Raw genomic sequence first — 21,936 nt, forward strand, 5'->3', positions numbered from 1 at the left:
TTTTTTTACTGCCCGGTCAAATTATCAGCGCATCCCGGGGCGTCAAGCGGAGGACACATGACTTTGCGTTGGTGCCCTCAAAAGGCACGCCTCACAAAAAACGACTGGCAAACAGAGGTTTGCCAGTCCAGAATATAACAAACGACTGAAAATGCGTGTCGCTCTACCGGGGCGGCCTAAAGCGGTGCCAGCGATAGGCTTGTCAGGCTGCCGACTTGGCACGGACCGGCTCGGCGTAGATTTGCGTCAGCGTTTCCAGGATACGGATGACCTGATCGGAAGTGCTGGAATAGTAGATCGTCTGCGCATCACGGCGCGTCTTGACGAGCTTCTGCGCCCGGAGTTTCGAAAGATGCTGGGACAACGCTGATTGGCTGAGACCGACCTCGGTCGCCAAAACACCGACCGGAATTTCGCCCTTCACCAGATTGCAGAGGATAAGAAGCCTTTTGGGATTGGCCATTGCCGATAATAAAGCTGCCGCAACGTTCGTGTTTGCGGCCAAATCAATTGTGTCCATAATCGTCTTCCCGATGTGAAACTGATTTCAAAAAACCACGCGTCTGCCTCAAATTGACTGACGCTGAAAACTAGCAACACCCTCTCAAGATTGTATATAGCTAAATTTGAGGTATTGAGTATTTTATGTTAGATATGTGTGAATAAAGTTCTGCAACCGACTGTGCGACAGTTTCAAGCTCGTAACGCAACAGAACGTCACCTGAAATCAGGTCAAACCCACCGCAATCCAGCCCGCAAATACCCCAAGCTTGACGGTCTGGGCCTTTCAGGGTGAGTGCGGCTTGCCTCGCGAGTGTGGGGTATTTTGCCAGCAGGTCGTGCAATATCTCCTCAGATCGGGTCGCCAGTGTTTCGTTCGCACTCGAACGAATCATCAGATCCGCACCCTCCAGAACGTAGGCTCGGCCGAACCCGCCGTTCATGCTCGCCGATTGCGGCACAAGCCGGAAGAAACGGAAATCCGGGAAGTCGATGTAGAGCTTTGCCTTGGCGTGGCGGTTCAGAAAGCGGCCGCGAATTCGTGCGTGGTCCGTGCCAACGCGCTCCACCGGTTCGGCGCGGCACTGCGTCGTCAGCCGCGCATGGGCGAGCGGGTCGCCCTTGCCGGGTTCGCCGGTCAGCAACGATGCGCGGGGATCGGCGTCGAGCGCATGGGTGTGCGCCGACAGGCCGGATACGAGAATGACGGGAACACCATCGATGTCGGTGCCGAGGAGCACGCGGCTTGCAAACGGAAACCCCGTTTCGGGGTCGAGAACGGCAATGGCGGCGTAGCGGGCGGAGCGGAGAAGGGTGCGAGCAAGCTTGCGCGCCTCTCCGTCCGTTTCCCTGAGAACGGAAGGTTGATCTTTCATGTCCACTTTCTGGCGGAAGTGGAGCATCCGATCAAGCCTGTTCTTTTCGCCTGTGTTGCGTCAGGCCGGCGACGATGTCCTGAGCCGAGATGGTGCCTATGACCGAGCCGTTTTCGACAACGCCGATGCTGCCTGGCTGACGCGCCAGCGCATCCAGGATGTCGATCAGCGGTGTCTGGGCGCGTGCGGTTCCGCTGACGGTGCCGGAAGCAGCATTGCCGAGCCCAGGCTGCATCACGTCCTGCGCGGTCAGCATGCTGATCGGATTCATGTGCTGGACGAAGTCGGCGACGTACTGATCTGCAGGGTTCTTGACGATATCCTGCGGCGTGCCGCACTGGATGATGCGCCCGCCTTCCATGATGGCGATGCGGTTGCCGATGCGGAAAGCTTCATCGAGGTCGTGGCTCACGAAGAGGATCGTCTTCTTCAGTCGCCGCTGGAACTCGAGAAGCTCGTCCTGCAGGCGCGTGCGGATAAGCGGATCGAGAGCCGAAAACGGCTCGTCCATCAGCAGGATCGGCGCACCCGTTGCAAAGGCGCGGGCGAGCCCAACGCGCTGCTGCATGCCGCCCGACAGCTCGTTGACCTTGCGGTCGGCCCATTTCGTCAGGTTGACCAGTTCGAGCTGTTCGCCGACGCGTTTCTTGCGCTCGGGTTCCGCCATTCCCGCGAGTTCGAGGCCGAAGCCCACATTGTCGGCGACGGTGCGCCACGGGAGCAGCGCAAACTGCTGGAACACCATCGAGACCGTGTGCATGCGCAGGTCGCGCAGGCCCTTGGCACTGGTCTTGTAGGGATTGACGGGGCCGGTGGCCGTCGACACGGAAACCTCGCCGCGCACCACCGGCGCAAGCCCGTTGACGGCGCGCAGCAGCGTCGATTTGCCGGAGCCGGAGAGGCCCATCAGCACCAGGATTTCGCCTTCCTCGATGGAAAGCGAGGCATCGGCGACGCCAAGCACCAGGCCGGTCGCAGCGCCGATTTCGTCGCGCGTCTTGCCCTGATCTGCGAGCTCAAGGGCGTTCTCCGGCTTGTCGCCGAAGACGATGCTGACATTGTCGAAGCGAACCGCGGTCATGCGCCATCTCCTTCACCCGCCGCGCGGAACATTCGGTCGAGAATAATCGCCAGGATGACGATGCAGAGACCTGCTTCGAAGCCCTTGGCGATGTTGACGGTATTGAGGGCGCGAACCACCGGCACGCCGAGCCCGTCGGCGCCGACGAGGGCTGCGATGACGACCATCGACAACGACAGCATGATCGTCTGCGTCAGGCCCGCCATGATCTGCGGCATGGCGAAGGGCAGCTCGACCTTGCGCAGCACCTGCATCGGGGTGGCGCCGAAGGATTCTGCGGCCTCGACCAGAGAGGGTGGCGTCGAGATGATGCCGAGACGGGTGAGGCGGATGGGAGCAGGGATCGCGAAGATGACGGTTGCGATCAGGCCAGGCACCATGCCGAGGCCGAAAAGGATAAGAGCTGGAATCAGATAAACGAATGTGGGAATGGTTTGCATCAGGTCGAGTATGGGACGCAGCAGGGAATTGACCCAGGGGCGGCGGGCAGCCGCGATGCCGAGCGGAATGCCGACGATCATGCTGACGAAGGTGGAGGCGAGCACCAGCGCAAGTGTTGCGGTCGTCTCTTTCCAATAGCCCTGGTTCATGATGAACAGGAGCCCAAGACAGGTGAAGACCGCCACGACGATCGACCGGCGCAGCCAATAGGCGATGGCGCTGATCCCGAAGACGACGATCAGCGGGTGTGGCTTCTGCAATATGAACAACAGACCGTCGATGACGTGCGAGAGAACGAAGGCAAGCTGGTTGAAGAACCAATCGGCGTTCGAAGTCAGCCAATCCACGAAGGCTTTCGCCGAGGGGCCGATGGGAATTTTAGCGTCGGTGATCCAGTTCAAGGGCTCGCCTATCCAGAAAGAACAACAATATCGATGATAGCGGGAGCGGGGCGGCGCATGCCACCCCGTTCGTCGTTATCAGAGGCCGAGGCTTTTCTTGACGACCGGAAGACCATCGCCGCTGCCATCGCGCGTTTTTACGCCGGCGAGCCATGGCTCAACAGCCGACGGATTGGTCTTCAGCCATTCCGTCGCCGCCTTCTCCGGGTCCTCGCCATCATTCAGGATCTTGCCCATGATCTGGTTTTCCATTTCAAGCGAAAAAACCATGTTCTTCAGCAGAGCGCCGACGTTCGGGCATTCGTTGAGATAGCCTGTGCGGACGTTGGTGAACACCTTGGCGCCACCGAAATCCGGCCCGAAGACGTCATCGCCACCCGTCAGGTAGGTCAGCTTGAAGTTCTCGTTCATCGGATGCGGTTCCCAGCCAAGGAAGACGACAGCCTTGCCTTCCTTTTCGGAGCGGGCGACCTGCGCCAGCATACCCTGTTCCGAGGATTCAACCACTTCCATGCCCTTTAGGCCGAAGGTGTCCTTGTCGATCATGTCCATGACGAGGCGGTTGCCGTCGTTGCCCGGTTCGATGCCGTAGATCTTGCCGTCAAGGTCGTCCTTGTGGGCGGCGATATCCTTGAAATCCTTGATGCCGAGTTCCGCGCCCTTGGCGTTGGTCGCCAATGTGTATTTTGCGCCGACGAGGTTCGGCCCGAACGATTCAACGGACTTGTCGTCGAGGAACGGACGAACGTCCTTTTCCTGCGTCGGCATCCAGTTGCCGAGGAAGATGTCCATGTCCTTGTTCTTCAGCGACTGGTAGGTGACCGGTACGGAGAGAACCTTGATGTCGGGGGTATAGCCGAGGCCCTTGAGGACGACTGCTGCGGTTGCGGTTGTGGCGGTGATGTCGGTCCAGCCCACGTCCGAAAAATGGACGGTGGAGCAGCTGTCCGGATCTGCTGCGACTGCTGCGGTTGCGACAGCGAGAGCGGCAACTGCGGTGGCGGTGATCAGTTTGAATGCGCTTGTCGTTTTCATTTACAGACTCCCAGTCTTACGTTCCCAAGCCAATCACCAATAGCTGAGTTTTACAAGCGACCACAGTGTGTTTGCGCCGCATCGCCGTACCCGATTGCGACGTGTTGCATATTTCTGGGAATCCCGAAATTTCAGGGACTTCGACGTATTTCGTGCGTGAATTTCCTGTGGCTAACAAAATGCGGGGCTTTTCTTCGCGGTTTCGAGCTCTCAAGAACGAAAATACGGAGAAAACGATGGCAAAGTTCTATTTCAACTACTCGACCATGAACGCCGGCAAGTCGACGATGCTGTTGCAGGCCGCTTACAATTACGAAGAGCGGGGCATGCGCGCCGTTCTCCTGATCGCTGCCTTCGACGAAAGGGCCGGCAAAGGCATCATCGGGTCACGCATCGGGCTTCAGGCCAACGCCGTCGCGTTCGAACCCGAAGCAGATCTGTTTGCCCTGATCGATGGCCTCAGCCGTGAAGGCGAGCCGATTGCCTGCGTTTTCGTCGACGAGGCGCATTTCATGACGCGCGAGCATGTCTGGCAGCTGGCACGCGTTGTCGATCGCCTGAACATTCCTGTCATGGTCTATGGCCTCAGGACCGATTTTCTCGGCAAGCTGTTTCCTGCCTCAGAAGAGCTCATGGCGATCTCGGACGAAATGCGTGAGGTCAGAACCATCTGCCATTGCGGACGCAAGGCAACGATGGTCGTGCGCCTCGACGCGAAGGGAAACGTGGCGCGGGAGGGAGCGCAGATCGAGGTCGGCGGCAACGAAAAGTATGTCTCGCTGTGCCGGCGTCACTGGGATGACGCCATGAACGGTGCCTGGATTGCCGAGGCAGTTTGAACTGCCGCTGTTTTCTTTGTGCAAGCGAAGGGCTAGTTTCAAGCCAATCGATTCCCGGGGTCGTCTGGTGCGCAAGCCTTTTTCGTTCGACACGACATATGAAGCCGCTCACGGGCTCGCGCAGGTGCTGCCGGGAACGGCTGCCGCCTGCACCGACTTCATCGATGAATTTGCGCGCAGGTCGGCCGAAATCGACGAAGAGCGCTTCCTGACCGAAAATCGGATGTTCCAAGCCTTCGTTGCCGACGGTACCGGTTTCACGGATCTGCTTGCCGAGCTGGTTTCCGGTCTCGATGTGCTGACGGTGAAGGTTTCCGCCGATCTGGACAGCTTTCGCGGTCTCACTGCGACGGAACGGCTTATCGGGCGCTTCTCGCGTCAGCGTATGTGGCGCCGCCACAGCGCACGGGTGCGGGCAGCACCCGTGGTCGACCGGCTGCGCGATCTCATGTACAAATCGGATGCCGTTGCCGGGTTGATCGCAAACTATCGCGCCGCTGCACTGTCGGCGCACAAGAAGGCCGAAAGAGGACTGGTTGACATCGTCGGACGCCGGCGGCGGCTTGTCGACGAGATCGACATCGCCCGGCTCCGCATCAAGGAGCTGAATGCCAAGGCGCTGACGACGCAGGGTCGGATCGGTCTCTACGGCAGCAAGGCCGAATGGGACGGGATGGAGCAGGCGCGCCAGACATTGAAGGTCGAGGCTGAGCGCATTTCCGCCAAGGAGCACGAGATGCGCGACGAAAGCCAGCGTCGCGAACGCTTCATCGGCATCTTCCAGCTGCTCGTGGATGCACTGAACAGTCACGTCGGCCGCTGCAATGCCCTCATGCGCAAGCTGACGATCGACACCGAGGAGCGGCTGCTGATCTACGAGGCGCAGGTAGATAGCGATATTCCGGGTTCGAAGGTCCAGATCTCGACGGAGCTCTTTCCGAATATCGCCGACGCCATCACGCTCTTCGAGCGCAACATGCTGCAGCCTCTGGAGCTGGAGCAGCGCAAGCGAACCGCCGACGCTGCCTTCGACAAGAGGTTTTCAGCCTTCGCGCACAAGGGCGAAGGCGAGCCGGGTGCGCCGCTCATCAACACCACGAAACTGTCATCGCTGTTCCGGTTCCGCTTTCAGCGACCGTAGCGTTCGCCGAAGAAACAATAATATCAGCGTCATGTTGTGATTTCCCGGGCAAACGCATATGTCAATGCGATGAAACCTCTTGCCGCATAGGAGTGGACGATGCTCGACTGGATCGCCGGTTTTTTCAGGTCGATCGGCCGGACGATCGGTCGCTTGGGGCGGCTTTTCACGGCGTGGGCTCTCTGGCCGTTTCTCGCGGCGCACGGTTGGTACGCGCGGCGCACATGGATAATCCGCCTGCCGATCATGGGCTTTGCGGTGCTGGTCGTGGCGCTCTACGGCTATTTCGTCTGGCAGACGCAGTCGTGGTCCGGTTTCAATCCGTCATTCGTCGATGAGTACCGTCTGTCCGAGCGTACCGTCCCGGCTGGAACGGACATTCCGGCTGTCGCCGGTGCCGCCCCGACTGCCAAGACCTGCCAGCGGTCGGCGATCGTCGACGTCGCGGCTGATCTTACCGATTTCAACGTCAACCAGAACGCGTGGATCTCTTCCATGCTGCTCTATCGGCTTGGATTTTTCGGAATCGACTGGGACCATACGCCGTTTCTCGACAACAAGGCGTCCTTCCAGCGCGGCGTGAACCAGGCCGTCCGACGGACGGCGGTGGAGCTGGTCGATTCGCTTGGCCGGGTTCGGGGCACATCAGGGATCAACAACGACCTGCAAAAGGCACGCGGAAACCTGCAGTTCGATGAATACAGCTGGTATTTCGGGCTCAACCCGTTCGGCCCGAAGACGCCGACGCCGAGTTACTACCGGTCGGCGATCGAAAGCCTGCGGAAGTTCAATGCGGATCTCGCCAGCTGTGACGCTGTGTTCGACGGCCGCGCCGACAACCTGATCCAGTTCATCGATCGCATCGCCAACGATCTCGGCAGCACCTCCGATGTGCTGGCGGAGCGTTCCGCCAACCATTCGAGCGGCTGGTTCGATACACGCGCCGACGATCGCTTCTGGTTCGCCTACGGCCAGCTATATGCCTACTACGCCATCCTGAGTGCTGCCCAATCGGATTTTTCGCGGGTCGTGACGGAGCGCAATCTCGGGGCGATTTTCGGAGCTACCATCAAGCAGTTTCAGGCAGCACTGCGGATCCAGCCGGCGATCATCTCCAACGGCAGCGAGGACGGCTGGATCATGCCGAGCCATCTTGCAACGATGGGCTTCTATATCCTGAGGGTGCGTTCGAATCTGGTCGAAATCCGCTCCGTACTCGACCGTTAGCCTGGATCAGCTGATCAGCTTCAGGCGGATCGCCTTGGCGACCAGCTGCGTGCGGTTGACGCAGTCGAACTTCTTCATGGCGCTGGTCATGTAGGCGTTCACCGTGTGATCCGATAGCGACAGGATCTGGCCGATCTCGATGGAGGTCTTGCCCTGTGCGGTCCAACGCAGCACTTCCCGTTCGCGGACTGAAAGCGTGGGATGTCCGACTTTATTGGAGGACTTTAGCTGATTGTAGGCGTCCAGCACGTGCAGCATCACCATGGTGAGCTCGTTGACCTCCATTTGGCCAGGCAACGCGCGCGTGCCTGCCAACTTGAACAGCAGTCCATGGCCATCAGAGGCGCGCCCCGGAATGGCGATGCCGATCTTCATGTCGAAGGCGCCTTTCAAGGCCCGCAGTTCCTCGGGAAAGATGCAGGCAGGGTCCGCCAGATTCCAGAGCCTCGGCACCACTGAGTCCGGGGTCTCTTTCGAGAGCACGGACTGCTGCATGAAACGGGCACGATCGAACTGGCTGATGTAGGATGCCGGAAGCGAGGTCTCGATCAGCAACGGCTTGAGCATGACACTATCGGGGGACGGCGCATCCATCAGCGTGATATACCTGAAGCCGAATGCATCAGACACGCGATTGAGGACTTGCGCAAATGCCGGTCGGGTTTTGACCGCAGCTATTTCTGCGGTCAGATGCGAGTGCCTTTCCGAGGTAGTTACGTAAGACATCAACGGGTCCCTGTCCGCCTGCATTTCGGATCATAAGATATTGGTCGTGGCCCATTGGCTAGCCGGAATTGACGTCTTTCACAGTGATTAAATTATGCCGTCGTGAGTTTAATCACAGCGCGCTTCCACCGGTTGTTTCTTAGCAACGGCAAAATCAACCGGTGCGCGCGAGTGTTTCAATTCACGCGCAGGTCGCGAGCGCATAAAGGCAACAGCCAGGGCTCGCCGGGGCTATTCTCCTGGCTGCACCGGGCGCCGGCAGCGGAGCCCGGCCGAATCGGTCCGGTTAGATCTTGTCGCCGCCCTTGGCTTTTTTCATCATCTGCTCGAGAAAGCCGAGCATCACGGCGGAGACGACGAAATGCCAGATGCATCACCGTCAGCCACATGATCTGACCATCCCTGTACTGGTTCACGTTGAGGAACACCTGCAGCAGATGTATGGACGAGATCGCGACGATCGACGATGCGACCTTGATCTTGAGGCTGCCGGCGTCAAGCTTGCCGATGAAGGAAACGTCGTCTTCGCTCTCGTCGAAACGGCTGACGAAATTCTCGTAGCCTGAAATCATGACCATCACGATCAGGCTCGCAACCAGCGCGGCGTCGATCAGGCCGAGCATGGCCAGAATCATTTCTCCCTCGTCGAGCACGAACACATTGCCTGCAACCTTCATGAACTTGAAGCCGAATGAAACCGCATAGACGGCCAGCGCCAGGGCCAGGCCAATGTAAAAGGCGACCAGTATCCATCGGCTGGAAAGGATGATGCGCTCGATAACGAGTTCGAGTGATTTCATGTCTTGCCCTCGCAAATGCAGAATCGATGGCCGGTCATAAACGCCACCGAGGTCCGTCGGCAACCGCGGCGCCCTTCAAACTTTCGGTATATTTCGCTATTCGGTTGAAATAAATGTGGCGCTGGTGGACGCGCAGACTGTGGAGAGTGGACATGGCAGAACACAAGGCCGACATCGAGATCGCGCGCGCGGCGAAAAAGAAACCTGTCTTCGAGATCGGTGAGGCGCTCGGCATTCCGGCCGCGCATCTTGCGCCCTACGGCCACGACAAGGCAAAGATCAGCGCCGCGTTCATCGCGGAGCAGGCGGCAAGGCCGGACGGCAAGCTGATACTGGTGACCGCGATCAATCCGACTCCGGCAGGCGAGGGGAAAACGACGACGACGGTCGGTCTCGGCGACGGCCTGAACCGCATTGGCAAAAAGGCCGTGGTCTGCATTCGCGAGGCATCGCTTGGACCCTGTTTCGGCGTCAAGGGCGGTGCGGCCGGCGGCGGCTATGCGCAGGTTATTCCGATGGAAGACATCAATCTGCATTTCACCGGCGATTTCCATGCCATCACGTCCGCGCACAATCTGCTCGCGGCGATGATCGACAACCATATCTACTGGGGCAACGAGCAGGACATCGACCTGCGCCGCGTCACATGGCGGCGGGTGATTGACATGAACGACCGGGCGCTGCGCCAAATGGTCTCTTCGCTCGGTGGCGTCACCAACGGGTTCCCGCGTGAGAACGGTTTCGACATCACCGTCGCTTCGGAGGTGATGGCGATCCTTTGCCTGGCGAGCGACCTCAAGGACCTGGAGATGCGGCTCGGCGACATCATCGTCGGCTACCGACGCGACAGGACGGCTGTCTATGCCCGAGACCTGAAGGCAGACGGTGCAATGGCGGTGCTGCTCAGGGATGCGATGCAGCCGAACCTGGTGCAGACGCTCGAGAACAACCCGGCCCTTGTTCACGGCGGCCCTTTCGCCAACATCGCCCATGGCTGCAACTCGGTGATCGCGACGAAGACGGCGCTGAAGTTCGGCGACTACGTGGTCACGGAGGCAGGTTTCGGGGCGGATCTCGGGGCCGAGAAGTTCTTCGACATCAAATGCCGCAAGGCGGGACTGAAGCCGGCGGCGGCGGTCATCGTTGCGACGGTGCGCGCACTGAAGATGAACGGCGGCGTGGGGAAGGAAGAGCTTGGAACCGAGGACGTTGCCGCCTTGAAGAAGGGCTGTTCCAATCTCGGCCGGCATGTTGCCAATGTCCGCAAGTTCGGCGTCCCCGTGGTCGTCGCCATCAATCATTTCGTGTCGGATACAGACGCGGAGATCGCCGCCGTAAAAGAATACGTCTCGCGGCTGGGCGCAGAGGCGATCCTGTGCCGTCACTGGGCCGAGGGCTCGGCCGGGATAGAGGAACTTGCCTACAAGGTCGTCGAGCTGGCGGAATCCGGGCAGGCCAGATTCGAGCCGCTCTATCCCGACGATGTCTCGCTGTTCGAGAAGATCGAGATCATCGCATCCAAGATCTACCACGCGGGCGAGGTGACGGCTGACAAGGCGGTGCGCGATCAGCTCCACCTCTGGGAGGAACAAGGCTACGGCCATCTGCCCGTCTGCATGGCGAAGACGCAGTATTCCTTCTCGACGGACCCCAATCTGCGCGGTGCGCCGGAGGGGCATGTCGTGTCTGTTCGCGAGGTCCGCCTGTCGGCCGGCGCGGGCTTCGTCGTTGCCATTACAGGCGAGATCATGACGATGCCAGGCCTGCCGAAATCGCCTTCGGCCGAACGGATCTATCTGAATGATCAGGGGTATATCGAGGGGTTGTTCTGATCGCGGGCCGGGCTGGGCGCGGTCTCCAACCCCGGCCGCAGCCCGGTTGGAAGCACTGAACGGATGAAATCATGCCGCTTTCAACAGGTTCACGAAGTATCGCCGTCGCTGCCGCGATGCTTTGGTTGGTCGCATCGGATGCGTCCATCGCCGACGAGCCGATCGATACGGAGCAGAGGATGGCAGATTTCATCAAAGGTGATCCAGACTGCCTGGAGTTCAGCGACGAGTGTTCGATCTGCGCCATGGCAGACGGCAAACCCGCTTGCTCCACCCCAAAAATAGCCTGCATCAAGAAGGCCTATGTCTGCACGCGACGCACAAAGCAGTGAGGAGGCGGTGCGCCATACGTCAGTGACAGTAGCGGAACCCGCCCTTGCGCTCGATCACATCGAGGTGGAAGTGAGTTTCGTGCGCAGCATCGCTCTCCGGGTCGAGGACGGTCGTGAAATAGAGGCAGCCTGCCGCACTGACAGTGCGCTGGAAGGCGCCGATCAGCGTCGGGTCTTCCAGGCGGGGCTTGACCGCAATGTCCTTTCCCTTCTCGAAACTGAAGCTTGCGACATCGATGGCGTTGCCACGGGCATGCTCTGAAACCTTGCCGGTCTCGGCGCTGTTTCGCAGCCGGCAGATGTAGGACGAGGCCTGATTGATGGTGGTTATCCTGCCCTGATCGGGTGCGGCCACAGCTGCGGCCGGAATGACACTCTCCTTCATCCAGCGGGCGAGCGCCAGCGCCACGGGGCATCTGAAGACACCGTCGGGTTTCAACTTGATTCCGGGCAGCGCCTCGGAAACCTTGATCGGCTTGTCGATGCCGCAACCGTTGCCGCCGTCGATACGGGAAATGTCCTGGAAGACCACGCCGAGGCTTCGCAACTCCGCCTCGCACTCGGAGTGCTCGTCGTCGCTCTCGGAAGCGATCGTCAGGTGCTGCTCTTCCAGCGTCTGTTGTGACGGAAGTTTCGGTCCCTGCTTTTCCGGCTGGGCGTCCGCCTTGTCTGCGGGTACCGGGGGCAAAGCCGGGCCGGCTTGCGCGGGATCCGGCTTCGGCTGCGGCTTCGGGGCGACTTCGATCTTGGCCGGGTCTTCCTGTTGTTCTGCGGGCTTTGCCTGAGGTGTCGGCCCCGTGGTCGGCAATTGGGCACCGGTTAGGATTGTGAGGCATATAAACGCCGTTGCGATTGCGAGTGTCTTCTTCACGCGTCCATCCGTCATATCGTTTCAGCGCAAGGGAAACGTACAGCGGTGGATTTCGTTGCATTTTCGCAACGTTGATCATCGTCGTGAAAACATGAGTTAATTATTCATGATATCTTCGCGACATATATTGACAACCATACTCATGTTTTTTATGCGGCAAGAAGAAGGCGGAACAGTTCCGTCGCAAAGCCTAGCCAGCCCATCGAAAGCGCGCATGCGTGACGACCAGCCAGCCCGGTCCTATTTTCTCAAGGGGTTGTTTTATGATCGTCCGGCATTCGCGTTCGGTTCTACTTGCCTGCACGGCAATTGCTATTGTCATGCCTTCCGCCATCGCCTTTGCGCAAAGCGCGCCTTCGGCTGCCCAGGCCGCTGAAGAGCAGAAGGCCAAGAGCGAGAGTGATACCTTCCTTTCGCCAATCATCGTGAAGGGAAGCCGCAAGGCAGCAAACGATCCCTATAACAAGCCGGGTCCGTCCAGCACGGTCACCGCGGACCAGATCGACCTTCAGGCAGGTCAGGGCACCGATGATCTGCTGCGCAGCGTTCCTGGGACGTCGACAGCCAACAATCCTCAGAACCCCGGCGTAGCCGTGAACATTCGCGGCTTCGAAGGCTCGGGCCGCGTGAACATGTCGATCGACGGCGTTCGGCAGAACTTCCGTTTCACCGGCCACGAGGCGCAAGGGTTTACCTATGTGGATCCAGCCTTCCTGGCAGGGATCGATGTCACCCGCGGTGCAGTGACTGGTATCGGGGGCGGTGCGCTGGCCGGCACGGTCAATTTCCGGACCTATGACATCGATGACCTGATCCAGGGCGACAAGAATTATGGTGGTATCGTTTCAGCGACGGTCGGAACCAACGAACTTGGTTGGTCCGAGTCGGCCATTGGGGCCTATCGGTTCAATGATGTCTTTGCCGTGCTCGGTGGTATCAGCAAGAGCGATCCGGGCAATTATGAAAACGGCGACGGCGTCACCGTGCCTTATACCGAGCAAGATCTGCTTTCCGGCATGCTGAAGGCTGAAATTACACCGAATGCGGAAAACACGATCAAGCTCGGCGGTATCACCTACGACAACGATTTCCTCGCGAATTCCTATTTCCAGACAGTGCAGAACAGGACGTTTACCGCGAGCTATGCCTATACGCCAGGCGATAACGACCTTATCGATTTCAAGACGGACTTTTACTACAATCGCCTTGAGATGAAATACGATACCAATGCGACAGGAGGCGGTGCTGCCGCTGGTCGCCGGATTACCGACACAGGCATCGGCTTCGACATCTCCAACACATCCAGATTCGATATTGGCGACGTCGCCGTCTCCACGAACTACGGTGTCGAATACTTCCACGACGATTACGACGTGATCAACAGCCGGACGCAGCCGCTGGGTGGCGTCAACGGTAGCGGCAAGAGCGGCGGTCTCGGCGTTTTCGATACGACGACGCTCACCTACGGCATGGCGGACCTGACGGTTGGCCTGCGCTATGACCACTTCGATATCGACGGGTCTGGCGCGGTCGTTGCCGGCAATCCGCTGGGGATGCGGGCCGGTCCCTACACGGTCAATACGTCCGATGGACGCCTGAACCCCAACGTTACCCTTGCACTGAATCCGACAGAGTGGTTCCAGCCCTATGTGACATATGCCGAAACGCAGCGCCCCCCGACCATCAATGAGACCTTCGCCGGCGGCACACACCCTGGCTCTACCGGTCAGAGCTTCTTCCCGAATCCATTCCTGGGGCCGGAAACCTCCAAGGGCTGGGAAGTTGGTGCCAACATCAAGGTAGATGGCATATTGGATGCAGGCGACAGCTTCCGCTTCAAAGCCAACTACTTCAACGACAACATCGACAACTACATAACGGCGGCGTTTGCCGGAGGTGGCAGACAGACTTTCTTCATCAACAACCCTGGTACGTCGAACGTGCGCGGCATTGAAATCCAAGCAGCGTATGACGCGGGCTTCGTCTTCGCCGATCTTGCCTATACCCACACAAACACGGACCTGCCACCGCAGGTCAACGGCTTCGGCGTGCAGAGCTACCTTCCGGAGAACATCTTCAGTGGTACCCTCGGCGGTCGCTTCCTCGAAGATCAGCGCCTGACCATCGGCACGCGCCTCTATGCTGCGGGAAAAGCCGACATCGGGCAAATCAATGCGACGAATGGCGGACGTCCTCGATATATGAGCGGCTATGGCGTCGTCGATCTCTTTGCCAACTACCAGTGGGAGAACGGCTTGGAATTGACGGCGAGCGTGACGAACGTCTTCGACAAGGCCTACACACCGGCTTCCAGCACGATCCAGACCACGACAATCGACACCGGCCGTGGTCGAACATTCATGGTGACAGCGAAGGCCAAGTTCTGATCTGAACAATTACATGAAAAGGGTGGCATTCGTGCCGCCCTTTTCATTCCCGCAATAGCCTCTTGCGCAATGCGCGATCTCACGCTAACAATTCCGCCCATGAACATGTCCTTGAACATTGCAATCTGGTGGTGGGCTCGCTGAAGCGGCCTCGACCAATCGTGTCCAAAGACGACGAGTGAGCCGCCCGGAAAAACGCCAGGCGGCTTTTTTGTTTTTAAGGCCGTCTGTCATCCAGGCCGATAACGGAGTGAAACAATGGTAACGATCCTTCGGGATGACGGAGCGGAGATTTACGAGACCAAGGGCGGCATCACCGTTACGCGGCAGCGCCGGGCCATTCCCTATGGCGATGCGGTCTCCTCCTATATCGACAAGCTCGACGAGCGCCGTGGCGCGGTGTTCTCGTCGAATTACGAATATCCAGGCCGCTACACCCGCTGGGATACAGCCGTAGTCGACCCGCCGCTCGGGATTTCCTGCAATGGCAGGCAGGTCTGGATCGAAGCCTATAACGAACGCGGCGAGGTGATCCTCGGCTTCGTTGCCGAACGGCTGAAGACGATCTCCGATCTGGTTCTGGGCACGGCCACGGCGCGGCGGCTGGATCTGACGGTCAAGACGCCTGATCGCGCCTTCACCGAGGAAGAGCGCTCGAAGATCCCAACCGTGTTCACGGTGCTGCGCGCCGTCACCGATCTTTTCTATTCCCAGGCAGACGCAAGCCTGGGCCTTTACGGCGCGTTCGGATACGATCTCGCCTTCCAGTTCGACGCGATCAACCTGAAGCTCGTGCGCCCGTCCGACCAGCGCGACATGGTGCTTTACCTGCCGGACGAAATCCTCGTCGTCGACAACTACTCGGCCAAGGCCTGGATCGATCGCTACGACTTCCAAAAGGGCGGCCGATCGACGGAGGGCAAGGCGGGCGACATCGCGGCCGAGCCGTTTCAGCGCACTGATGCCATCCCGCCGAAGAGCGATCATCGCCCCGGCGAATATGCCGAGCTGGTGGTCAAGGCGAAGGAAAGCTTCCGCAAAGGCGATCTCTTCGAGGTGGTGCCCGGACAGAAGTTCATGGAGCGCTGCGACAGCAAGCCTTCGGACATTTCCAAGCGGCTGAAGGCGATCAATCCGTCGCCCTATTCCTTCTTCATCAATCTCGGAAACCAGGAGTATCTGGTTGGCGCTTCGCCTGAAATGTTCGTGCGCGTGTCCGGTCGCCGCATCGAGACCTGCCCGATCTCCGGTACGATCAAGCGCGGCGAGGACCCGATCGCTGACAGCGAGCAGATCCTCAAGCTCTTGAACTCCAAGAAGGACGAGTCCGAGCTGACGATGTGCTCGGACGTCGACCGCAACGACAAGAGCCGCGTGTGCGAGCCCGGTTCGGTCAAGGTCATCGGCCGCCGCCAGATCGAGATGTATTCGCGTCTCATCCACACGGTCGACCACATCGAAGGCCGCCTGCGCGACGATATGGATGCCTTCGACGGGTTCCTCAGCCACGCCTGGGCCGTCACAGTGACGGGTGCGCCCAAGCTCTGGGCTATGCGCTTCATCGAAAGCCATGAGAAGAGCCCGCGCGCATGGTACGGCGGCGCCATCGGCATGGTCGGCTTCAATGGCGACATGAACACCGGCCTGACGCTGCGTACCGTGCGCATCAAGGACGGGATCGCCGAAGTCAGGGCAGGGGCAACCTTGCTCAACGACAGCATTCCCCACGAGGAAGAAGCCGAAACCGAACTGAAGGCCTCTGCCATGCTTTCCGCAATCCGCGATGCCAAGGCCGGCAACTCCGGCAAGATCCAGCGTGACGTCGCTGCCGTCGGCAAGGGCGTCAACATTTTGTTGGTCGACCACGAAGACAGCTTCGTGCACACGCTTGCCAACTACTTCCGCCAGACGGGGGCGACGGTCTCAACCGTGCGCTCGCCGGTGCCGGAGGAGATCTTCGACCGGCTGGACCCGGATCTCGTCGTGCTGTCGCCAGGCCCCGGCAATCCGAAGGATTTCGACTGCAAGGCGACGATCAAGAAGGCGCGGGCGCGCAACCTTCCGATCTTCGGCGTCTGCCTCGGCCTGCAGGCGATTGCCGAAGCCTATGGTGGCGAACTGCGCCATCTGGCACTGCCGATGCACGGCAAGCCCTCGCGCATCCGCGTGCTGGAGCCCGGTCTCGTGTTCTCCGGCCTCGGCAAGGAAGTGACGGTCGGCCGGTACCACTCGATCTTTGCCGATCCTTCGACGCTGCCACGCGAGTTCATCATCACGGCGGAGAGCGAGGACGGCACGATCATGGGCATCGAGCATGCCAAGGAGCCGATCGCGGCCGTGCAGTTCCATCCGGAATCGATCATGACGCTCGGCGGCGATGCCGGCATGCGGATGATCGAGAACGTCGTGGCGCATCTGGCGCGCAAGGCAAAGACCAAGGCCGCCTGAGGCAGTTCCGGCTTCGATGGAAGGAACCCGCGGCGCGGCCATTTATTGGACCTCGCCGCGACAATCACTCGGTCACCGTATTTATCGACGCGTCCTTCACCTTGCATCCGCTTGGTGCAGACAGGCATGGCTGCCGCGCGCTGCTTCAACGGATGAGGCATTGCGGATCGACTGGTTTTGGAGCCGATCTCTTCAAGGAGACTATGAGATGATATTGCCCCTGCGGACGATTGCCTTGGCTCTAGCCATGTCTACGACATGGTCGGTCGTCGCCTATGGCGACGACTATACCGCTTACAGCAAGACGGCCGAGAGCGTCACCGGCGATGTATCCTTCGACGATTTCAGCATCACTTTTGCCAACGGCGAGAGCCTGGCGTTTTCCGATCTCCTTGGCGATCATTTTATCGTCGATGGCAGGCGCGTGCCTGCGTCGCTCTACCGCGTCGAAGAACCGGGGGATCCGCTGCTGCTTAATGGCAACGCGCTCTGCGGGGTTGGCGACGTAACCTATGTGGCGTCCTGGTCGGCGGGCGACGGCCTTTCTGCAGTCGCGGTGTTTACCGGAAGTCAACCTCCGCGCAGTTCCGACGAGATGTGTGCCTCCTACATCTTCGAGGATTAAGATGGCGCGGCTTGCGAGCAAGCGACCCGCTGCAGAGTTCTGTTGACTTCCCGAGGCAAATCAGAACGTTCGGGAGCGATCAATGGGAAAGGCCTCTCTGTTCGCCATGGAGACATCGCTCTATCTGCCGGTCAAAGCTTTTCTGGAGGCTGCCGGCTATATCGTCAAAGGCGAAATCGGCGGGTGCGACCTCGTCGGGCTCAGCGATGCGGAACCGCCTGTCGTGGTCGTCTGCGAACTCAAGCTTTCCTTCAACCTCGAACTCATCCTCCAGGCCGTCGACCGTGCGGCGGCGAGCGATGAAGTCTGGGTCGCGGCACGCGTGTCGGCCAGGGGGCGCGGGCGGGAGGCCGACAAGCGCTATCGCGACCTGTGCCGCCGGCTCGGGATCGGCATGCTCGGCGTCTCCGATGCGGGCGAGGTCAGCGTCATCGTCAGTTCCGTCTCGCCCATGCCGCGCACCAACCCCAAGCGCCGGTCACGCCTTGTCAAGGAACACCAGCGCCGCCGCGGCGACCCTGCCGTCGGTGGCGGCTCGCGCGCGCCAATCATGACCGCCTATCGGCAGCAGGCGCTCGCCTGCGCCTCGGCGTTGCAGCAGGGACTAGTGCGGCCCCGGGATATGAAGGCTGTGGCGCCGGATGCCGGGAAGATCCTGCTCAGCAATGTCTACGGATGGTTCGAGCGGATGGAAAAGGGCGTCTACGCCCTGACGGCGGCAGGACAGGCGGCGCTTTTGCGCTGGCCGCAGCCTTTGATCGCCAAACCCGCCGGTGATGGTGCCGCTGCGCCGGGTATTGCCGACAGTCTGGCGGCGGGCACCGAATAAACGCGACAATCAACAGCCGCGCCGGCTCGACCCCTTTGACAAATCGCGCATTGTTGCCCATATGGCTCTCATTAGCCGCCTGCGCGATTTTCGCGTGGGCGGTTTTGCGTTTGAATGGCATGCTTCCTGCAATTCGTTCGCATCCGCACTGAGGCTGGCGCACTGAGGCTGGCGCACTGAGGCTGGCGCACTGAGGCTGGCGCACTGGGGCCGGTGCACCGAGACTGGCAGAGGGATCGATATGGACAATCAGGGCAATCTCACGGTTCGGCGGCTGGCGCTCTGGGGCATTCCGATGTCGCTGGGCGTCATGGGACTGAAGATGGTCGCATGGTGGGTGACGGGGTCGGTTGCGCTGCTGTCGGACGGGCTGGAGTCGACGGTCAATGTCGTTGCCGCCTTCATTGCCTTTTTCGTCATCCGCTATGCACAGAAGCCGGCCGACCACGATCATCCCTTCGGGCATCACAAGGCGGAGTATCTGTCGGCGGTCAGCGAGGGCGTGCTCATCGTCGTTGCGGCGCTGCTGATCGTCAACGAGGCGGTTGCCCATCTGTCCGATCCGCGGATGCTGGATGCGCCGGCGCTTGGCCTTGCCGTCAACTTCGCTGCGGGCGTCATCAACGCGGTCTGGGCGCAGCTTCTGATCCGGACCGGGCGCAAGTACCGCTCGCCGGCCCTCACTGCGGATGGCCAGCACATCATGTCGGATGTCGTGACCTCGGTCGGCGTTCTCGTCGGTCTGTTGCTGGCGCTCGCGACGGGTTTCGCGATCTTCGATCCGATCCTGGCCATCCTCGTTGCCGTCAACATTCTCTATCAGGGCTGGAAAGTCATTTCGCATTCGATTGGCGGGCTCATGGACCAGGCCGTCGAGACGCATGAGGAAGACGCGATCAAGCAGGCGATCGCGACGCATGGGGCGGGCTCGCTCGGCGTGCACGACCTGAAGACGCGGCGAGCCGGCGCGGTCACTTTCATCGATTTCCATCTTGTGGTGCCGGCCGCGATGTCTGTAAGGCAGGCGCACGATATATGTGACCGCCTTGAAGATGCCATCCGTGGCGTGCATCCGGGCTCCAGCATCGCCATTCATGTGGAGCCCGAGGGCGAAAAGGCCCATGGCATCCGCGTCAAAGTCATCAAGGAGGCTTGAATGCCCAATACAGACGTATCGACCCTCTCCATGCTGGGCCACGCGACGCAATCCCCGAAATCGCCTGGGGAAGCGGTGCTGGAAAAAGTGCCGTCGAACCATGCCGGTACGGACTATGTCGTGCGCTTCACCGCGCCTGAGTTCACCTCGCTCTGCCCGATGACGGGACAGCCCGATTTCGCCCACATCGTCATCGACTACATTCCGAACGAGTGGCTGGTGGAATCGAAAGCGCTGAAGCTCTTCCTGCACTCCTTCCGCAATCACGGTGCCTTCCACGAGGATTGCTCGATCTACATTGCCAAGCGGCTGGTGGAGCTGCTCGATCCCAAGTGGTTGCGGATCGGTGCCTACTGGTACCCGCGCGGGGGCATTCCGATTGACGTCTTTTGGCAGACCGGCAAGCCGCCTGAAGGCGTGTGGCTGCCCGATCAGGGCGTTGCGACCTATCGCGGTCGCGGCTGAGACTGCGACTTAGCCGTTCGGATCCAGCGAAAAGCTGGCGGGGTCCATCTCGATGTTGCGTCGTTCGCCCCCGAGCAAACCTTTCACGAGATTTCTTGCCTTGATGGTTTCGAGGCAGAGCCGCATGGCGTTCTTGCGCAGCTTGCTTTGTGGCTTGAACGCGGAGTCGCTGGATGTTCGCAAGAAAGCCGACTTCTCCGCGTGGTCGCCCAGAAATCGCAGCTGGATCACGGGTGCCGGCTCGATCTGATATGACTTGAGCCATGATCGGTGCCAGAAGTAGGCATCGACCAGCACATAGTCCTTCGTATCCTCAAGCATCCTGGCGGCGGCACGTGGACCGATGACGTAGCCGGCGAGGCCGAGGCGGTTCTGAAAAATGCGCGTTGCCCTATGGCCGCTGCCGTGGTCGATCCAAGTGGACGACTTTGCGAGGATATGGGGCAGAGGCACGAACTCGAGATCGTAGGCACAATTCCATTCGTCGTTGCGGTCACCTATGGCCTTCATTGCATCGGCGATGTCACCGGAAAGCACTGCGTCGTCTTCGAGTATCAGTGTCTTTTCACCTTTAACGACAACGGCTTTCCACGCCATCCTGTGTGAGGTGAAGCAGGCCACATCCTGGCGAAGCGTCGGGCTGGGCCAAGTGTTCGCGGCTTTCTGGCAGTCGTCATCCGACAGGTCGCTGGCTTCGAAGGCATCCAGGAACTCGTAGTCCAGCCCCAGCTTTTTCATCTGCTGCGATTGAAAGTGTCTTCTTTTTTCCTCGGCCTTGCGGCTGATGATGAGGATCTTCACTGATGTCTTGCCCAATAAAAGTGAAATATGACTTTGTCGAACCTTATCTGCCCCGTCTGTGGTTATCAATCGACGCATCGTCCGCCATGCCGCTCGCAGGAGTGAGCAGCGATCGGCGGAGCCTTGACCGCCGACCAACTGACACTGCGGGGCGAATGATCGTCCGGGTCGGATGTCAGACGCTGAACGTATCGTCGCTGCCGGAATCCGACTGGACATTATCGTTTTCGTCGTAGCTCGCCTCCTGCAGATCGGTGTCGTCATTGGCATCGTCATCGCTGACGGCGGCGCTTTTGTCGTCGCCCGCCGGCTGTGGCTTATCCTTGTCGTCCCCGAAATAGTTGTTGATGACAGTCTCCTCGACAGGCGCGCCACCGGGTGGATTGGTCCCCGACAAGGGCGAGCCGAGGCCCAGCGACGACATGTGGCTGCCGAGGATGCCGCTCAGCGAATTGGCGAGCAGCATGCCGCCGGCGACGCCGGCTGCGGTGCCCAGCGCACCTTGCAGGAAGCTTCCGCCTGCCGAGGGGGGCGACGGCTGCGGGTTCCATGGACCAGCCGGCTGCTGGGGCATCGCACGAGGGGCGGGGTCATAACTTCGATCCTGTTGGGCATTCAGGCGCGGCGCATTTCCCCATGGCCCCGAGGGTGGGGATGGCTGTTGCGTCTGGCCGCTGCCGAAGATCGAACTCAGGAAGCCGCCGCCCTGTTCGGCCTGCCGATGCTCGCTTTCGCGTGCTTCGAGTTCGTGGATGCGGGCTTCCAACTCCTTGATGTGGCTTGCCGCTGCCTCCAGCCCTTTTTCCTGCACGATGACGGCCTGGGCGAGATAGTAGGCCGCATAGGGCTGTTCGCGCGTTCCTTGGTCGATCAACGCTTCGGCATCGCGGTCGCGCGGCGTTGCCGCCGCGGTGCGAACGCGGTCGAAGAGGGAGGTCAACAACTGGCGTTCTTCGGGTGACATGGCCTGTCTCCTTGCTTGCTTGCGTACGGGTGTTTTCCGTGACAATGACGTAGGAACGGATTTGGGCTTTTCAAAGCCTGGCCAAGTTACATTTCAGTCAGCCGGTGATACCCTAACCATATCTTCACCCGTTCCGTGGCTTGTCTTTTTCCCGCATTG

20 protein-coding genes and 1 pseudogene are annotated in these 21,936 nt (G+C 60.0%); 11 read left to right on the forward strand and 10 right to left on the reverse strand.

The window, feature by feature from the left end; translation table 11 throughout:
- Nucleotides 1-202 precede the first annotated feature (202 nt).
- The 5 genes from AC1D2R_RS09720 to AC1D2R_RS09740 form a co-directional block, all read right to left on the reverse strand.
- Nucleotides 203-520, reverse strand: a complete 318-nt coding sequence (locus AC1D2R_RS09720) for an ArsR/SmtB family transcription factor (protein ID WP_477967073.1) — start codon at nt 518-520, stop codon at nt 203-205.
- A 100-nt stretch (nt 521-620) separates the two neighbouring features.
- Complete coding sequence (locus tag AC1D2R_RS09725; protein WP_477967074.1) at nt 621-1,376, reverse strand: HugZ family pyridoxamine 5'-phosphate oxidase; 756 nt, start codon at nt 1,374-1,376, stop codon at nt 621-623.
- Between the two features lie 31 nt (nt 1,377-1,407).
- Nucleotides 1,408-2,457: a choline ABC transporter ATP-binding protein gene (choV, locus tag AC1D2R_RS09730; RefSeq protein WP_477967075.1), complete on the reverse strand. Its 1,050-nt coding sequence runs from the start codon at nt 2,455-2,457 to the stop codon at nt 1,408-1,410.
- Nucleotides 2,454-3,299 (reverse strand): choline ABC transporter permease subunit, encoded by an 846-nt coding sequence (choW, locus tag AC1D2R_RS09735; protein ID WP_477967076.1) that lies wholly within the window; start codon nt 3,297-3,299, stop codon nt 2,454-2,456. Before choW ends, choV begins: the two co-directional genes overlap by 4 nt.
- Before the next feature lie 78 nt (nt 3,300-3,377).
- A complete protein-coding gene (locus AC1D2R_RS09740; protein WP_477967077.1) occupies nt 3,378-4,334 on the reverse strand; it encodes a choline ABC transporter substrate-binding protein in 957 nt (318 codons plus the stop codon).
- 236 nt (nt 4,335-4,570) lie between these two features.
- Between AC1D2R_RS09740 and AC1D2R_RS09745 the strand changes: the two genes are divergently transcribed.
- The 3 genes from AC1D2R_RS09745 (at nt 4,571) to AC1D2R_RS09755 (ending at nt 7,541) form a co-directional block, all read left to right on the forward strand.
- The gene (locus AC1D2R_RS09745) at nt 4,571-5,173 is read left to right on the forward strand and encodes a thymidine kinase (RefSeq protein ID WP_477967078.1); all 603 of its coding nucleotides are present in this window, start codon (nt 4,571-4,573) and stop codon (nt 5,171-5,173) included.
- 67 nt (nt 5,174-5,240) lie between these two features.
- A complete protein-coding gene (locus AC1D2R_RS09750; protein ID WP_477967079.1) occupies nt 5,241-6,314 on the forward strand; it encodes a hypothetical protein in 1,074 nt (357 codons plus the stop codon).
- Nucleotides 6,315-6,413: 99 nt separating this feature from the next.
- The gene (locus tag AC1D2R_RS09755; RefSeq protein ID WP_477967080.1) at nt 6,414-7,541 is read left to right on the forward strand and encodes a DUF2333 family protein; all 1,128 of its coding nucleotides are present in this window, start codon (nt 6,414-6,416) and stop codon (nt 7,539-7,541) included.
- A gap of 6 nt (nt 7,542-7,547) precedes the next feature.
- Here AC1D2R_RS09755 and AC1D2R_RS09760 read toward each other — a convergent pair whose 3' ends face one another.
- Together AC1D2R_RS09760 and AC1D2R_RS09765 are read right to left on the reverse strand one after the other, a co-directional pair.
- The gene (locus AC1D2R_RS09760; RefSeq protein ID WP_477967081.1) at nt 7,548-8,267 is read right to left on the reverse strand and encodes a response regulator transcription factor; all 720 of its coding nucleotides are present in this window, start codon (nt 8,265-8,267) and stop codon (nt 7,548-7,550) included.
- A gap of 286 nt (nt 8,268-8,553) precedes the next feature.
- Nucleotides 8,554-9,067: pseudogene (locus AC1D2R_RS09765) on the reverse strand (TIGR00645 family protein).
- Nucleotides 9,068-9,219: 152 nt separating this feature from the next.
- Between AC1D2R_RS09765 and AC1D2R_RS09770 the strand changes: the two are divergent.
- Both AC1D2R_RS09770 and AC1D2R_RS09775 read left to right on the forward strand, forming a co-directional pair.
- Nucleotides 9,220-10,899, forward strand: a complete 1,680-nt coding sequence (locus AC1D2R_RS09770; protein ID WP_477967082.1) for a formate--tetrahydrofolate ligase — start codon at nt 9,220-9,222, stop codon at nt 10,897-10,899.
- Between the two features lie 71 nt (nt 10,900-10,970).
- Nucleotides 10,971-11,231 (forward strand): hypothetical protein, encoded by a 261-nt coding sequence (locus tag AC1D2R_RS09775; protein ID WP_477967083.1) that lies wholly within the window; start codon nt 10,971-10,973, stop codon nt 11,229-11,231.
- A gap of 19 nt (nt 11,232-11,250) precedes the next feature.
- Here the strand turns inward: AC1D2R_RS09775 and AC1D2R_RS09780 are convergent, their stop codons facing one another.
- Nucleotides 11,251-12,102, reverse strand: coding sequence for an extensin-like domain-containing protein (locus AC1D2R_RS09780; RefSeq protein ID WP_477967084.1), 852 nt, complete (start codon nt 12,100-12,102; stop codon nt 11,251-11,253).
- Nucleotides 12,103-12,365: 263 nt separating this feature from the next.
- Here AC1D2R_RS09780 and AC1D2R_RS09785 point away from each other — a divergent pair, with 263 nt between their 5' ends.
- From AC1D2R_RS09785 to queF, 6 genes are all read left to right on the forward strand, one after another.
- Nucleotides 12,366-14,489: a TonB-dependent receptor domain-containing protein gene (locus AC1D2R_RS09785; RefSeq protein ID WP_477967085.1), complete on the forward strand. Its 2,124-nt coding sequence runs from the start codon at nt 12,366-12,368 to the stop codon at nt 14,487-14,489.
- 258 nt (nt 14,490-14,747) lie between these two features.
- Nucleotides 14,748-16,937 carry an anthranilate synthase gene (locus AC1D2R_RS09790; protein ID WP_477967086.1) on the forward strand — a complete coding sequence of 730 codons (2,190 nt, stop codon included), beginning with the start codon at nt 14,748-14,750 and terminating at the stop codon, nt 16,935-16,937.
- 208 nt (nt 16,938-17,145) lie between these two features.
- Nucleotides 17,146-17,562, forward strand: coding sequence for a hypothetical protein (locus AC1D2R_RS09795; protein WP_477967087.1), 417 nt, complete (start codon nt 17,146-17,148; stop codon nt 17,560-17,562).
- Between the two features lie 106 nt (nt 17,563-17,668).
- The gene (locus AC1D2R_RS09800) at nt 17,669-18,391 is read left to right on the forward strand and encodes a DUF2161 domain-containing phosphodiesterase (RefSeq protein WP_477967246.1); all 723 of its coding nucleotides are present in this window, start codon (nt 17,669-17,671) and stop codon (nt 18,389-18,391) included.
- Nucleotides 18,392-18,632: 241 nt separating this feature from the next.
- On the forward strand, nt 18,633-19,547 hold the full coding sequence (gene emfA, locus AC1D2R_RS09805; protein ID WP_477967088.1) for a CDF family cation efflux transporter EmfA: 915 nt from the start codon (nt 18,633-18,635) through the stop codon (nt 19,545-19,547).
- The gene (queF, locus tag AC1D2R_RS09810; RefSeq protein WP_477967089.1) at nt 19,548-20,012 is read left to right on the forward strand and encodes a preQ(1) synthase; all 465 of its coding nucleotides are present in this window, start codon (nt 19,548-19,550) and stop codon (nt 20,010-20,012) included.
- 9 nt (nt 20,013-20,021) lie between these two features.
- Here the strand turns inward: queF and AC1D2R_RS09815 are convergent, their stop codons facing one another.
- A complete protein-coding gene (locus AC1D2R_RS09815) occupies nt 20,022-20,813 on the reverse strand; it encodes a glycosyltransferase family 25 protein (RefSeq protein ID WP_477967090.1) in 792 nt (263 codons plus the stop codon).
- A gap of 175 nt (nt 20,814-20,988) precedes the next feature.
- Nucleotides 20,989-21,777: a DUF2076 domain-containing protein gene (locus AC1D2R_RS09820; protein WP_477967091.1), complete on the reverse strand. Its 789-nt coding sequence runs from the start codon at nt 21,775-21,777 to the stop codon at nt 20,989-20,991.
- Between the last annotated feature and the right edge of the window lie 159 nt (nt 21,778-21,936).

It is taken from the genome of Rhizobium sp. P1_C7 (genome assembly GCF_056406295.1).

Bases quoted from the DNA above. Each gene is read 5' to 3' on its own strand.
- AC1D2R_RS09745 (WP_477967078.1), top strand. From the start codon at position 4,571: ATGGCAAAGTTCTATTTCAACTACTCGACCATGAACGCCGGCAAGTCG.
- AC1D2R_RS09760 (WP_477967081.1), bottom strand. From the start codon at position 8,267: ATGTCTTACGTAACTACCTCGGAAAGGCACTCGCATCTGACCGCAGAA.
- AC1D2R_RS09720 (WP_477967073.1), bottom strand. From the start codon at position 520: ATGGACACAATTGATTTGGCCGCAAACACGAACGTTGCGGCAGCTTTA.
- AC1D2R_RS09800 (WP_477967246.1), top strand. From the start codon at position 17,669: ATGGAGACATCGCTCTATCTGCCGGTCAAAGCTTTTCTGGAGGCTGCC.
- choV (WP_477967075.1), bottom strand. From the start codon at position 2,457: ATGACCGCGGTTCGCTTCGACAATGTCAGCATCGTCTTCGGCGACAAG.
- AC1D2R_RS09795 (WP_477967087.1), top strand. From the start codon at position 17,146: ATGATATTGCCCCTGCGGACGATTGCCTTGGCTCTAGCCATGTCTACG.
- AC1D2R_RS09820 (WP_477967091.1), bottom strand. From the start codon at position 21,777: ATGTCACCCGAAGAACGCCAGTTGTTGACCTCCCTCTTCGACCGCGTT.
- AC1D2R_RS09770 (WP_477967082.1), top strand. From the start codon at position 9,220: ATGGCAGAACACAAGGCCGACATCGAGATCGCGCGCGCGGCGAAAAAG.
- AC1D2R_RS09755 (WP_477967080.1), top strand. From the start codon at position 6,414: ATGCTCGACTGGATCGCCGGTTTTTTCAGGTCGATCGGCCGGACGATC.
- emfA (WP_477967088.1), top strand. From the start codon at position 18,633: ATGGACAATCAGGGCAATCTCACGGTTCGGCGGCTGGCGCTCTGGGGC.
- AC1D2R_RS09785 (WP_477967085.1), top strand. From the start codon at position 12,366: ATGATCGTCCGGCATTCGCGTTCGGTTCTACTTGCCTGCACGGCAATT.
- AC1D2R_RS09740 (WP_477967077.1), bottom strand. From the start codon at position 4,334: ATGAAAACGACAAGCGCATTCAAACTGATCACCGCCACCGCAGTTGCC.
- AC1D2R_RS09790 (WP_477967086.1), top strand. From the start codon at position 14,748: ATGGTAACGATCCTTCGGGATGACGGAGCGGAGATTTACGAGACCAAG.
- queF (WP_477967089.1), top strand. From the start codon at position 19,548: ATGCCCAATACAGACGTATCGACCCTCTCCATGCTGGGCCACGCGACG.
- AC1D2R_RS09775 (WP_477967083.1), top strand. From the start codon at position 10,971: ATGCCGCTTTCAACAGGTTCACGAAGTATCGCCGTCGCTGCCGCGATG.
- AC1D2R_RS09725 (WP_477967074.1), bottom strand. From the start codon at position 1,376: ATGAAAGATCAACCTTCCGTTCTCAGGGAAACGGACGGAGAGGCGCGC.